The organism is Fulvivirga sp. AWR4_260 (assembly GCF_056158185.1).
This window is the reverse complement of record NZ_JBSWSU010000015.1, coordinates 476,939-490,095: the sequence shown is the minus strand read 5'-3', so window position 1 is coordinate 490,095 and position 13,157 is coordinate 476,939. Positions and strand designations below refer to the sequence as shown.

At 36.0% G+C, this 13,157-nt stretch carries 11 protein-coding genes; 8 read left to right on the top strand and 3 right to left on the bottom strand.

What is annotated here, in order from left to right; genetic code table 11:
* Positions 1-203 precede the first annotated feature (203 nt).
* The 3 genes from ACXACQ_RS08615 (at position 204) to ACXACQ_RS08605 (ending at position 5,971) form a co-directional block, all read left to right on the top strand.
* Entirely contained in the window at positions 204-4,193 is a 3,990-nt protein-coding gene (locus ACXACQ_RS08615; RefSeq protein WP_474975528.1) for a hybrid sensor histidine kinase/response regulator transcription factor, read from the top strand.
* A 65-nt stretch (positions 4,194-4,258) separates the two neighbouring features.
* Positions 4,259-5,365, top strand: coding sequence for a DNA alkylation repair protein (locus ACXACQ_RS08610; protein ID WP_474975527.1), 1,107 nt, complete (start codon positions 4,259-4,261; stop codon positions 5,363-5,365).
* Between the two features lie 120 nt (positions 5,366-5,485).
* Positions 5,486-5,971 carry a zinc ribbon domain-containing protein gene (locus ACXACQ_RS08605; protein ID WP_474975526.1) on the top strand — a complete coding sequence of 162 codons (486 nt, stop codon included), beginning with the start codon at positions 5,486-5,488 and terminating at the stop codon, positions 5,969-5,971.
* Positions 5,972-5,984: 13 nt separating this feature from the next.
* Here the strand turns inward: ACXACQ_RS08605 and ACXACQ_RS08600 are convergent, their stop codons facing one another.
* Positions 5,985-7,088 (bottom strand): LytTR family transcriptional regulator DNA-binding domain-containing protein, encoded by a 1,104-nt coding sequence (locus tag ACXACQ_RS08600; protein ID WP_474975525.1) that lies wholly within the window; start codon positions 7,086-7,088, stop codon positions 5,985-5,987.
* A gap of 186 nt (positions 7,089-7,274) precedes the next feature.
* Between ACXACQ_RS08600 and ACXACQ_RS08595 the strand changes: the two genes are divergently transcribed.
* The 4 genes from ACXACQ_RS08595 (at position 7,275) to ACXACQ_RS08580 (ending at position 10,891) form a co-directional block, all read left to right on the top strand.
* Positions 7,275-8,243, top strand: a complete 969-nt coding sequence (locus ACXACQ_RS08595) for a heme-binding domain-containing protein (RefSeq protein ID WP_474975524.1) — start codon at positions 7,275-7,277, stop codon at positions 8,241-8,243.
* Positions 8,240-8,722 carry a hypothetical protein gene (locus ACXACQ_RS08590; RefSeq protein WP_474975523.1) on the top strand — a complete coding sequence of 161 codons (483 nt, stop codon included), beginning with the start codon at positions 8,240-8,242 and terminating at the stop codon, positions 8,720-8,722. Before ACXACQ_RS08595 ends, ACXACQ_RS08590 begins: the two co-directional genes overlap by 4 nt.
* 204 nt (positions 8,723-8,926) lie before the next feature.
* A complete protein-coding gene (locus tag ACXACQ_RS08585; protein WP_474975522.1) occupies positions 8,927-9,823 on the top strand; it encodes a LysR substrate-binding domain-containing protein in 897 nt (298 codons plus the stop codon).
* Positions 9,824-9,907: 84 nt separating this feature from the next.
* Positions 9,908-10,891, top strand: coding sequence for a YeiH family protein (locus ACXACQ_RS08580; RefSeq protein WP_474975521.1), 984 nt, complete (start codon positions 9,908-9,910; stop codon positions 10,889-10,891).
* Between the two features lie 47 nt (positions 10,892-10,938).
* Here ACXACQ_RS08580 and ACXACQ_RS08575 read toward each other — a convergent pair whose 3' ends face one another.
* Positions 10,939-11,355 carry an OsmC family protein gene (locus ACXACQ_RS08575; RefSeq protein ID WP_474975520.1) on the bottom strand — a complete coding sequence of 139 codons (417 nt, stop codon included), beginning with the start codon at positions 11,353-11,355 and terminating at the stop codon, positions 10,939-10,941.
* Between the two features lie 174 nt (positions 11,356-11,529).
* On the opposite strand from ACXACQ_RS08575, the gene ACXACQ_RS08570 reads away from it, so the two are divergent.
* A complete protein-coding gene (locus ACXACQ_RS08570) occupies positions 11,530-12,501 on the top strand; it encodes a LysR substrate-binding domain-containing protein (RefSeq protein WP_474975519.1) in 972 nt (323 codons plus the stop codon).
* On the opposite strand, the gene ACXACQ_RS08565 is transcribed toward ACXACQ_RS08570, so the two are convergent.
* On the bottom strand, positions 12,498-12,998 hold the full coding sequence (locus ACXACQ_RS08565; RefSeq protein WP_474975518.1) for a YcxB family protein: 501 nt from the start codon (positions 12,996-12,998) through the stop codon (positions 12,498-12,500). The genes ACXACQ_RS08570 and ACXACQ_RS08565 overlap by 4 nt on opposite strands.
* Between the last annotated feature and the right edge of the window lie 159 nt (positions 12,999-13,157).

Sequence of the window (13,157 nt, the reverse complement as noted above, 5' to 3'; positions counted from 1 at the left end):
GATTTACGATCTTTTACCAGATGCGACTCTCTTGGTAACGATTGCAGAGTTCGATAAAGTAAAGAAAATTATTAGAAGAATGTTCAATTCTTGCTCAGTTAATTTTCGCTGTTTTGTCTCAAACAAGGAATTTGTCACTACTTTGACACGAAATGATAATGATTTGAAACATATTGTTGATAATATTTTATAATTTACGACACATGGGAAGGCCTACACTACACTTGTGGTTTCTATTTTTTTGCATTGGTTTATGCGGCACAAAAAGGTTAAATGCTCAACCTTACAACATACAACATTATGAGGTAGAACAAGGGTTATCTAATAACTCTGTGATCTGTACCCTACAAGATAAATATGGTTTTATTTGGTTTGGCACCAAAGATGGGCTTAATAGGTTTGATGGTTATAATATTAAACTATTCCGTTATAGCCCCATAGACTCTAACTCTACTATAAAGAGTAATTATATCCGTAAAATGCTAGAGCTCGATACCTGCCTTCTAATAGGTACAGACAAAGGTATATACAGCTACCAGCCCAAAACAGAGAAGTTTTCACCTATTATAGGCTTAGAAAACACCAATACACGTGATTTTTGTGTAGACAAAGAAAACAACATCTGGTTTATAGATAACGTAAGCTTAGCAAAATACAACGCCAAATCTCATCAGGTTACTTGGTACAATGGCAGCCAAGCTTTTATGGCCTCATCTATGGCCGCAGCGCCAGATGGTTCTATATGGGTATCATCATATGGATCACTTTACGAGTACATCAAAGAAAAAAACTCCTTTAAACAATATAACTTATTTGATCACTCGCCAGAGGTTCCTTCAAAATGGATCGAAACACTCTATATCAAAGATGACAATGACATTATATTAATAGGCACGGCATCTCAAGGGTTAAAGCTATTTGACAGAAAAACCAAGCAATACCGAGATCTTGTAACTCAGACCTCTACGGGACATGAACTCTTTGTTAGAGACATTTTAAAGGTTAATGATAAATATTGGATAGGTACCGAATCTGGTATTATTATATACAACTTAACTACTGATAGCTATTCTAACCTTCAAAAAGACTTCAACAACCCTTATTCTTTATCCGATAATGCAATTTATAGCCTTTACCAAGACCAAGAAGGAGGCATTTGGGCAGGTACATACTTTGGAGGCGTTAATTATTTCCCAAAACAATATACACCTTTCAGCAGGTACTACCCTGATAAAGCAGAGGCAAGTATTAGCGGTAATGACGTTAGGGAATTTGCCAAAGACAAATATGGCAACCTGTGGATAGGTACAGAAGATGCAGGCTTAAACAAATATGACACTGCTACACAGAGCTTCGTACATTATAATACGGCTAACTCTAAGCTATCTTATAACAACATACACGGCTTAGCTACAGTGGGAGACGAACTGTGGGTAGGTACATTTGAACATGGGCTAAATATACTAGATGTAAAAACTGGAAAAGTAATTAAACAATACACCAGTGAAGATCAAAGTAGTGGGCTTAAAAACAACTTTATCTACACCATTGGCCAAACCAGCAAAAACCGTATACTCCTTGGCACTACTGGTGGCTTGTATGAATATATTGCGCATAAAGATCAGTTTGAGTTTGTACCTGGCTTCAACACCAATTATTTATATTCATCCATCTTAGAAGATAGCCACGGCACACTCTGGGTAGGCACGCATGGTCATGGAGTTTTCTTTTATAACCCCATCACCAGGGTAATGGGGCAGTATGCGCACGAAGACAACAATTTAAACTCATTGATTTATAATGTTGTTACTAACCTGTTTGAAGATAGTCAAAACAACTTGTGGATTACCACTGAAAATGGACTAAGTAAGCTCAATCCAACAACTGGTAAATTTACCCATTACACTTTAGAAAACGGCATGCCCAGTAATATGGTATTCGCCATAAAAGAGGACAATAATCATTTTTTATGGATATCAACCTCCAAAGGTTTAGTACAGCTAAACCCCCGTACTAACGACATCAATGTTTTCACTAAAGACCAAGGTTTGCTTAGCAACCAGTTTAACTATTCTTCTTCTTACAAAGACGAAAATGGAAGGCTATATTTTGGTACAGTAAAGGGGATGATCAGCTTTAACCCTGATAAATTTCAAGAAAACAGATATATTCCTCAGCTCCACATTACTGGCCTATACGTAAATAACACGCCTTATTCTGAACTTAAAGGCATGCCTACGGCATCTATACTATATGCCGATGAAATAACTTTACAATACGATCAGGCTAATATAAGCCTTGATTTTGCTGCCTTAACTTATACTGCTCCCAAAACCACACAGTATAAATTCAGACTTAAAGGCTTGCAAAAAAACTGGACTACCTTAACTACTAATAGAAGAATTTATTTTACAGAGTTGCCTCCTGGAGAATACTTATTCCAAGTTAAGGCTGCCAATACTAGTAACATTTGGACTGAACAACCTAAAGAATTAAAAATCACCATTCTACCACCCATATGGGCCACAGTTTGGGCTTATCTTTTTTACATTATTATAGCTTCAGTAGTACTTTACTTTATATTTAGAACCTATAGTAAGAGTACAGAAAAGAAAAATGAACGTAAAATCAACTTACTTCAAAGCCAGAAGGAAAAAGAGATTTATCAGGCAAAAATTGAGTTTTTCACTAATGTGGCGCATGAAATAAGAACACCACTCACGTTAATTACTGCTCCGCTAGATAAACTTATAAATGCAGAACTCAATAAGGTTGAAATGATGAACAACCTGAAAGTAATGCAAAAAAACACTAATAGGTTATTAGAACTGACCAATCAGCTGTTAGATTTTAGAAAAACCGAAATCAAACAGTTCAGTTTAACCTTTGTAAAAGCCAATATAAAACAGATACTGCAGGAGACTTATCTTCGTTTCGAGCCTTTTAGCAAACAGCGAGACATACAATTTAACCTGCACCTGCCAGAGTCTAACTGCTATGCTTATGTAGACCCTGAAGCTTTTACAAAAATACTGAGCAACTTATTAAACAATGCATTAAAATATGCCGCAGGCAAAGTATCAGTTACCCTGCATGAGTTTGAGCTAGAAAAGGATCAAAACTTCGTATTAGAAGTGAGTAATGATGGGCTACTGATACCTGAAGACCAAAAAGAACGAATATTTGAGCCATTCCACAGGCTTGAGGAAACTCAGGAGAAAGAAGGCACAGGCATAGGACTTCCGCTGGCTCGATCATTAGCTGAGCTACACACAGGCTCGCTTACTATTAAGAAAAAAACAGCTCCTTATAATACATTTATCTTAACGCTACCAGTAAGGCAAGCCAATGAATTTAACCTCTACATTAAAGAGGAAGCAAACTCTGCCAAAGAAGCTGAAAAAGCAAATGCCAATGGGCAAACTAGTAAGCCTGTGATTTTATTAGTTGAAGATAACCTTGAAATGGTTGACTTTATCTCCTCTGAGTTAAAAGCAGAGTATCATTTTATCATTGCGCATAATGGCAAAGACGGACTAGACATTATAAATAATGAAAACATTAATTTAGTGATAAGTGACGTCACCATGCCTGTAATGTCAGGGTTAGAGCTTTGCTATAATGTAAAAACTAATGTTGAATACAGCCATATTCCTGTTATTTTGCTTACGGCAAAAAATAGTATGCAGGCGAAAATAGAAGGTTTAGAAAGCGGTGCGGATGCTTACATAGAAAAGCCATTTTCATTGGCTCACCTCAATGTACAAATAAAAAATTTATTGGCTAACAAGAACAAAATCAAAGAATACTTTGCCAATAGCCCGCTTACTCATATTAAAACAATGGCTCATTCTAAAACTGACGAGCAGTTTTTAGAAAAACTCAACGAAGCCATTTATGCTAACATATCTGACACAGACCTAAACGTAGAGTATTTAGCTGATATAATGAACATGAGCAGACCTACCTTGTACAGAAAAATTAAGGCAGTATCTAACCTTACCCCTAATGAACTAATTAACTTGGCAAGGTTAAAAAAGGCAGCAGAGTTATTAATGACGGGCGACCATAAGATTTACGAAGTATCATATATGGTCGGTTATAACTCACAAACCAGTTTTGGACGAAACTTCCAAAAGCAGTTTGGTATGACTCCAACTGAGTTTATTAACCAAAGAGAAGGTAGTAAATAGATAGTGCTATCGAGAAATTATCACTGAATTAAAGATAATTTTGACAGACCCAACTTTCAAAAAACATGTCATTAATTAAAGATATTTACTCCCTAGCTTTCTTCAACCGCTTCATTAGCAGCGCAACAAAGGTAATTCCATCATTTGATAGTGATGGTTTTTTAACTGATGTTATGGGTAACGGATTTGAGCAATTGGAATGGAAACAGCGTATGAAGCATGTGACCGCCACGCTTCACAATTATTTACCTTCAAGGTTCCCTGAAACGGCACTTATCTTTCCTCAACTGATCACTCAGTTACAAGCAGATAATGAAGATAAAGACCAATTGGCCTTTATGTTTCTCCCCGACTATGTGGAAACTTATGGCATTGATGATTTTGATAATGCTATTCCAATTTTCGAGCAACTCACACAGTTTATTAGTTGTGAATTTGCAGTAAGACCATTTATTTTAAAATATGAGCAAAAAATGCTCAATCAAATGAAGGCATGGTCTACTCACCCCAATTATAAAGTAAGGCGCTTGGCTAGCGAAGGTGCTCGCCCACGACTACCATGGGCCATGGCCATTCCTTTTCTTAAAAAAGACCCATCTCCCATACTGCCTATAATTGAAAATATGATTAACGATGAAAGCGAGTGGGTAAGAAAAAGTGTAGCCAATAATATTAACGACATTTCTAAAGACCATCCTTTGGTAGTTATTCAACTGGCGCACCGTTGGAAAAACCACCATAAAAATACAGATGGTATTATAAAGCATGGTTGTAGAACTTTACTAAAAGCGGGCAATACCGAAATACTTAATTATTATGGCCTTGGCTCCGATAATATTGAAGTTACTGACTTCAATATACTTACCCCTATTGTTAAGATTGGTGATAGCCTCACGTTTTCCTTTAATGTTGTTAATAACAACCCTGAAGATAAACTTATCAGGCTGGAGTACGCCATCTACTACAAAAGACTAAAAGACTTTGGAAGAAAAGTATTTAAGATAAGTGAGAAAAAATATGAAGCCAACAGCGCTACTTCTATAACCAGAAACCAAAGCTTCAAGGTTATCACTACACGCAAATACTATGAGGGTTTACACAAGGTAGCTATCATTATCAATGGGAAAGAACAAAATTTAGATAATTTTGAATTATTAAAGCCTAAAACCTAATATAAATAATAATTACGCCTAATATTATATTATAATTGTAGAATTAACTTTTGATGGCACAGGCCCCGGCTCCATTTACAAAGAAGATCCACCAATAAGATAATAATTAATCCTTTAAGAATGTCAAAATGTATTAGATGTAACGCTGAAATTAAAGACAGCAATAATTTCTGCCCTAAGTGCGGTCACGATCAAAGAGTTGAATACAACAGTAATGATACTGGCAACCATTCTTTTTTAATAGTCTTGTGTGTACTTACCATTATTGGGTCATTATTTTCAATTGCGCGTGCATTTTTTTATGAAATAGTAGCGTATTTCAGCCCAGATCACACCTATTTAAGAGGTTGGGTATACGCTATATCATCAGTGGGCACTTTATTTGGAGCTATTTTTATGCTAGGAAAGAAATTGAAGGGGCTATACATTTACAGTATTTCACAATTAATTTACTTTGTTTCAGTAATATATGCCTGTTTGGTATACGAAGATCTATTTGTGGGTTCCGGCCTTATCGCTTCATATATTGCCCTGTATTTCTTGGTACCATCTGCAGTGTTTCTTGTACTCTATTGGTTAAAAGTAAACAGAAAGCACTTAAAATAATTCATACTTTACCTTATGAATTCAGCCACTGTTTAAACTCAGCTACTTTATTTTTACTGATGATTATTTCATCATGATCAGTTGGAGTCATCACTATTTTGAGCTGATTTTTCCCATGTCGATATATCTTGGCAATAAACTTCACTGCAATAATATATTGCCTATTTGCTCTAAAGAATTCTCTTTCGGGTAAATCTGTCATCACCTCATCTAAGGTACTGTTGCTATGCAATAGTTTACCTGCATTTGTAACAATGTGTGTGAGTGATGCCTGAGTAAAAACAAAAGAAATTTGCTCTACACCAACAGCAACAATTTCATCTTTATAATAAGTCATTACCCTGCGCTTATGCTCCTTATTGGCAATCGTAGTTAAAGTATTGGCCCGCTTACTTAATACTTCTTGTTGCTTTATTAAATCATTATTCAATACCGTAAGCGCCTTTACATCCTCTTCAAGCACACTGCGCTTATGCTCTAGCGCTTTCTCATACTTTTTAGAAATGTATCGGATAGTAAACACAGAACTAACAATAATTATAATAGCTGTAATAATATAGATTATAGAAAAATGCAGATACAAGTCACTCAACTGTTGCTTTACTACCAGTATGTTAGCATGACCGGCCACCATCCAATCAGTATCTTTAACGGGGTAAACATATATAATTTCCGAATAGCCACTTTTATATGATCTTAGGCCTCCTCCTGCATTTCCAGCATTAAGCAAGTCAACAAAGTCAACCAAATAGCTACTGTTCAAATCCTTCACTTCAGAGCTACCTGCCGACACTACTGCCCCTATTCTTCCCGGGTCTGGGTGGCACAGTTCTACCCCGCCAGTATCGTACATACAAATAAAACCCGACTGTATATCCGTATTTTCTATACTTTGCTGCAGGTTGTTTTTGACCTCCTCTTCTGTAAGACCACTCTTCAACTGTTGCTCCAACATACGGCCAATCTCTCGCGCCTCACGATGACTACTCTCCACATGTGCATGAAGTATTCCGGCTTTGCCTACTTTATATAAATAATTGAATGATAAAGCGCTCACTAGTATTACCACCAGTGATACCCCCAACCAAGTAAAAATATATAATCTTTCTTTAGTCATCTAAACAGTTAATTAAGTATTCATACCGTTTTCTTCAAGTCTATTTTTTCCTCTTCACCCATGATTTCACCCCTCTCGCTATCATAAAATGGACATTAAACTAGACATACGGCTTATTTGAGTCACTTTAAAGATTAACACATACAAAGCGACTTATAAAATTTCAGCTTCAATAATAGTCAAAAAATGAATTTTAAAAAGACAAATACCTGGCTGATTGCATCTGGCATAGTGCTAGCTGCAGTCATTATAATACAGCTTTTTTCTCCAACAATGGAGAACCCTCCTATTACGCAGGATATCATATTGCCGGCAAAGGTAAAAAGCATATTTCGCAATTCATGTTATGATTGCCATTCTAATGAAACCAAATTAGCTTGGTTTGATAAAATAGGGCCGGCTCCATGGCTTGTAAAATCTCATATAGAAAAGGGTAGAAACGCACTTAACTTTAGTGAGTGGGATCGAATTCCAGATAACAAGAGAAAAGGAAAGCTATTTCAAGCTATAAACGATATCATTTCAGGTGAAATGCCACTGCCTAGTTACAGCGCATTGCACCATAACAGTATATCGAAAAAGGATATCAATATAATTAAGGATTACCTTGCCTCTATTTGCTCTCCCATTAAATTAGATTCACCTTCTACTCATAATTATAAAAAGCAGCAATCAGAGGTTTTTCAAAACCATATGCACAATAAAGGTCATCTAAACAAAAATGATGTTCAGCCTACATTAAATCACATTGATTATATACCAGATTATTGGAACTGGAAAGCAATAAGCACCACCGATAGGTTCGATAATGGTACAATGAGGGTGATTTACGGCAATGAGATTGCAGTAAAAGCAATAGAAGAAGGAAATATAAACCCATGGCCTAATGGATCTATCCTAGCAAAAACAGCTTGGAAGCAACTAGCTGATGTAGAAGGGAATATCAGTACTGGAGAGTTTATTCAGGTTGAATACATGATTAAAGACACTGACAAATACCAAGATACCAAAGGCTGGGGCTGGGCAAGATGGAGAGGTAAATCATTAATCCCTTATGGAGAAAATCTCTTATTCACTCAAGAGTGTATTGATTGCCACAGACCGGTAAAAAACACAGATTACGTATTTACATATCCCTTACCCTTAAACAAATGAAAAGCATAAAATACATAGCATTGGCAGTTATAGCATTTAATCTTTGGAGCTGCACCAGTAGACCTAATGAATATTCAAAGGCTACATTAAATAAAAAAGCATCAATTGATGCGCAAAGCCTAGGTTTTAACCCTTTAAAAGGGAAAGTTATTAATAGCTTCATCAATAAAACACACCAAACTATGTCCACCTTATATGGCAATGACATTGCCTTTAACCACTTAGAAACCGCCAATAACCTTAACTACCCTAATGGCTCTATTTTAACATATGTAACTTGGCAACAAACACCCGACAAAAGATGGTTTGGAGGCAATATACCCGCTCGAGTTATGTCTATTGAAACGGTTCGCTTCATAAATGACAGCTCGTTTTACCAATATTTTGAGGGAAATCCCTTATCTCAGGTAAATAAACCTGACCTAGAAGCAAAAAGATTCAAATGGATTAAGGGCATCCAAAAAGCCATAATACCCTGAATAGCAATACCATAACCTTTATCACGTCAGATAAAATGTAAAAAATACATATTTTACCATTTTGGTAGGCTATCGTTTACCCAATTGCTTACGTATAGTAATATAAGCTATGTAGCTGGATTTGACCTCACTTAGCAATTAACCCGCTAACTCAAGTCCTTGCAATTCAACCTTAACCGATTATTTGAAAACCCCGAGAATCAAATGTTTGATTTTAGACTTAAAGTATTTCTTACTGTGGCCAAAAGATTAAATTTCACAAAAGCCGCACAAGAAATGTACATTACACAACCTGCCGTAAGCAAACACATTCAAGAGATTGAACAATACTTCAATACTAAGCTTTTTGATAGAAACGGCACCAGAATTAAACTTACACCTGCAGGCCGAACACTGATGCAGTATACTGAAGAGGTATTTGAGGTATACCGTAAGCTAGAAATAGATATGAACGCTCTTGCCAGTAAGCATGCTGGCAAGCTAAGAATAGGCGCCAGCACCACAGTAGCGCAGTATGTACTCCCTCCTGTAATTGCCGCATTTCACGAAAAATTCAAAGACATCTCCATTTCTCTACATACTGACAACACCGAAAAAATTGAAAATGCTTTATTAGACAAAACCATTGATCTAGGTATTATTGAAGGGCATTCGAAAACTAGCGTATTAAAGTATACGCCTTTTTTGAAAGACGAAATTGTGCTTACTACAAGTACGCGAAGCATACACGCCCAAAAAGGACAAATTACTATAGATGAACTCAAGAGTCTACCTTTATTAATGCGCGAACCCGGATCTGGTACTTTGGATGTTATAGACCACTCTTTAAAAAGCGCAGGCGTTACCAGGGCTGATCTCAATGTAGAAATGCAATTGAGCAACACTGAAAGCATTAAACTATATCTTTTAAACTCTAGCTGCCTCTCCTTTGTATCGATACACTCCATTACCAAAGAGCTTAAAAACAAAGAATGCTGCATTATAGATGTGAATGAAATAAATATTGAAAGGTATTTCAATTTCATTCAACCACAAGGGCAAAATGATCATTTGGTAGATTTATTCCTAAAATTCTGCAAGCACTATAATTTTAGAGTTTAATAACCTAAAGTTATAACAGATCATAAATAATGATTTCTCTCATGATGATGTTTTCAGGAGCTTTACACCTTAAACATCAACATCATGAGGGACTACAGCCACATAAAAAGCCAATTACACCTCCACTACAACAAGGTATTAAGCAGCAACATATCATTACGTGAGGTTATTTTCAGCGTAACAGCTTTAATCTGTGCGTCCTCATGGCCCTCTCCTGCAGTTGCTTTACTATTAGGTATTTTTATTGCTCAGGCAGTAGGACACCCCTACTCGCATTTAAACCACAAGGCCACTAACATTTTGCTTCAAGTTTCGGTAGTAGGTTTAGGTTTTGGCATGAATGTAAACAGTGCCATACATGCCGGCAGCGAAGGCTTTATATTCACTGTGTTTTCAATACTTGGCACATTAGCCTTGGGTTATTTGCTAAGTAAGCTCCTTAAAATAGAAAAAAGGACCTCATTTCTCATTGCAGCTGGCACTGCAATATGTGGGGGCAGTGCCATAGCAGCTGTTTCACCAGTAATAAAAGCGCGGGAAAAACACATTTCAATAGCATTGGGTACAGTTTTCATTCTTAATTCTGTAGCCTTATTCATTTTCCCTCCTATTGGTCACTGGCTACATTTAACACAAGAGCAATTTGGGCTATGGACTGCTATTGCCATTCATGATACCAGTTCTGTAGTAGGCGCTGCTTCAAAATATGGAAATATAGCACTAGAAACCGCCACCACCATTAAACTAGCCCGAGCTCTGTGGATAATTCCTGTATCTATTGGGGCAGCACTAATATTTAAAAACAAAAGTACTAAGCTAAAATTTCCGTATTTCATAATACTTTTCGTTATAGCCATGGTACTTAATACCTATCTGCCTTCGCTAGCTACAGTCAGTCATTACATTGTAAGTTTGTCAAAAAACGGACTTACCTTAACACTCTTTTTAATAGGCAGTGGATTAAACAAATCTATATTACAAGCCGTAGGCATAAGACCGCTCTTGCAGGGCGTTATACTTTGGATTTTCATTGCCTCTCTTACACTTATAGCTATTATTTGGACATAAAAAAAGCGGTTCTTTAATAAGAACCGCCTCCAATAGGTGAGTGTTACTTAAGCCAAGTTAGCTGACAAAGTAATTTCAGTATTCAATAATTTCGATATAGGACAAATCTCTTTTGCTTTTACTGCTATCTTCTGAAACTCATCGGCAGATATTTCAGGTACATCTGCATTCAATTCCAAGTGAATTTTTGTGATAGTACCATCTTCAAAAGTAATTTTAGCATCTGTAGTTAAATCAGTTGGAGTAAACCCAGCTTCACTCAACAGAAAGCTCAGTTGCATAGTATAACAACCTGAATGAGCTGCAGCCACAAGCTCTTCCGGATTAGTTCCTACACCCTCTTCAAATCTAGTTTTAAAAGAGTACTGAGTATTATCCAATGTTGTACTTTGAGTACTAATGGTACCTTTACCTTCCATACCAGTACCTTTCCAGTTTGCGCTCGCTTTTCTTGTAAATTTCATCTTGCTAATATTTAAGTTTTTTAAATTTTATTTTAACAGGTTAATTACCAGCCAATAATTACTTATTCACTACCTTCTTAACCCTTTCTGTTTCAATCATGATTCAAAAATAGAATGAGCGATTACATAAATCAAATTAATAATTTTTTACATTTATAAATTAAATTTATAATCATGACTATACAGCAACTCAGGTACATTATTGCTTTAGATGAAGAGAGAAATTTTTCAAAAGCAGCTGAAGCATGTGCTGTTTCGCAACCAGGTTTAACGATTCAACTGAAAAACCTTGAAGAAGAAATCGGCATAAGAATATTTGACAGAAACAAAGTTCCATTAAAGCCCACCACAGCAGGAATAGAAATTATACTCAGGGCAAAGAAAATAATCAGAGAAGCAGAAGGAATTAGAAACTATGTGGCAACACAAAAAAATAGCTTAGAAGGCGAAATAAAATTAGGAGTAATATCCACTTTATCGCCTTATTTAATTCCAAATTTCATTGGCAAAATTAAAGATGTAACTCCAGCAATACATTATATAATAAAAGAAGCTAGCACCTATCAGCTAATGCAAGATTTGGAAACGGGCGCAATAGACATTGCACTAATGTCTACACCTACTGGCCATAATGGCTTTAAAGAATTCCCGATATTCCTAGAGCCATTTGTAGCCTATTTAAACATCAACCACCCAGCGGCTAGTCAGCTGCATTATTCTATTGACCACCAAAATTTGAACGATTTATTGCTACTCAAAAATGAATATTGCTATAATGCTCAGTTATTAGACATATGCGAATTAAAAAGTGATAATGAATTACAACATCAATTTAATTATGATATCAACTCTATCGAAACACTAAAAAACCTAGTGAAGGCAGGCCAAGGTTTTGCCATTATCCCTAAACTGGCGGCCATTAATGAAATGAATACTAAATCGGTTAAAACTTTTACCTCGCCTCAGCCCGTAAGAGAAATAAGCTTAGTAGTGTCAGATACATTCACTAAAAAACTACTGTTAGAAAAAATGAGTGAAGCAATGTATGAGTGTATTCCAGAAGACATAAAAGGAGAGTTTCCACGCAAAAAAATTAAGTGGAACGACTCTCCTTATTTCAATAATATACTAAATGGTGATCATTAAGAAACCCTCAATGCATTGCCCATTCTCGATCTATTTTGCACCATTTTTCGGAAAGCACTTAGGTCCTTATTCGTAAATGCATTTTTCGGTATAAAGTTAGAGATGCGGTTGTTAGTCCATATTAAAATGGATTTTTCACTTTCCGACACCTTAAACTGTGGCCAATTATAATTTGAATTATAGGTTTCTCCTTTTATCAACACACCGTTATCATCAAAATAATACGCCACCTTCTCCTTTATTTTATAGTTCTTATTATAAAAATGTAAGCTTCGCATATAAGTATAAAGTGGCAATGCCGTAGTTAAGGCAAGCCCTAAAAAGGCAAGAGGACCAATAAAAATATCTGCGGCTAAATAAAGCACAAAAAATGCTACCATACATAATGCCCCTATTATGGTGATTATTCGCATGGATAACTTCTGATACAACAGAAAATAATTAGCTCTTAAATAGTCTTTAAAACTTAATCGGGTATTTATCTTTATGCTTGACATATGTTTAGTTTCTTAGGTTATATAATATAATTAGCTACTGCTAAGTGATATAAAAACCCATAAGTATACCTAAGTGTTTAAACCTACCCCTACGATTTAGCGCCTCTACGTGTCATTTAAAGCCAATTGCTAAATCTTTATGCCTATAAAACCCACATG

Coding starts and splice junctions, on each gene's coding strand:
- ACXACQ_RS08615 (WP_474975528.1), top strand. CDS start 204: ATGGGAAGGCCTACACTACACTTGTGGTTTCTATTTTTTTGCATTGGT.
- ACXACQ_RS08610 (WP_474975527.1), top strand. CDS start 4,259: ATGTCATTAATTAAAGATATTTACTCCCTAGCTTTCTTCAACCGCTTC.
- ACXACQ_RS08605 (WP_474975526.1), top strand. CDS start 5,486: ATGTCAAAATGTATTAGATGTAACGCTGAAATTAAAGACAGCAATAAT.
- ACXACQ_RS08600 (WP_474975525.1), bottom strand. CDS start 7,088: ATGACTAAAGAAAGATTATATATTTTTACTTGGTTGGGGGTATCACTG.
- ACXACQ_RS08595 (WP_474975524.1), top strand. CDS start 7,275: ATGAATTTTAAAAAGACAAATACCTGGCTGATTGCATCTGGCATAGTG.
- ACXACQ_RS08590 (WP_474975523.1), top strand. CDS start 8,240: ATGAAAAGCATAAAATACATAGCATTGGCAGTTATAGCATTTAATCTT.
- ACXACQ_RS08585 (WP_474975522.1), top strand. CDS start 8,927: ATGTTTGATTTTAGACTTAAAGTATTTCTTACTGTGGCCAAAAGATTA.
- ACXACQ_RS08580 (WP_474975521.1), top strand. CDS start 9,908: ATGAGGGACTACAGCCACATAAAAAGCCAATTACACCTCCACTACAAC.
- ACXACQ_RS08575 (WP_474975520.1), bottom strand. CDS start 11,355: ATGAAATTTACAAGAAAAGCGAGCGCAAACTGGAAAGGTACTGGTATG.
- ACXACQ_RS08570 (WP_474975519.1), top strand. CDS start 11,530: ATGACTATACAGCAACTCAGGTACATTATTGCTTTAGATGAAGAGAGA.
- ACXACQ_RS08565 (WP_474975518.1), bottom strand. CDS start 12,998: ATGTCAAGCATAAAGATAAATACCCGATTAAGTTTTAAAGACTATTTA.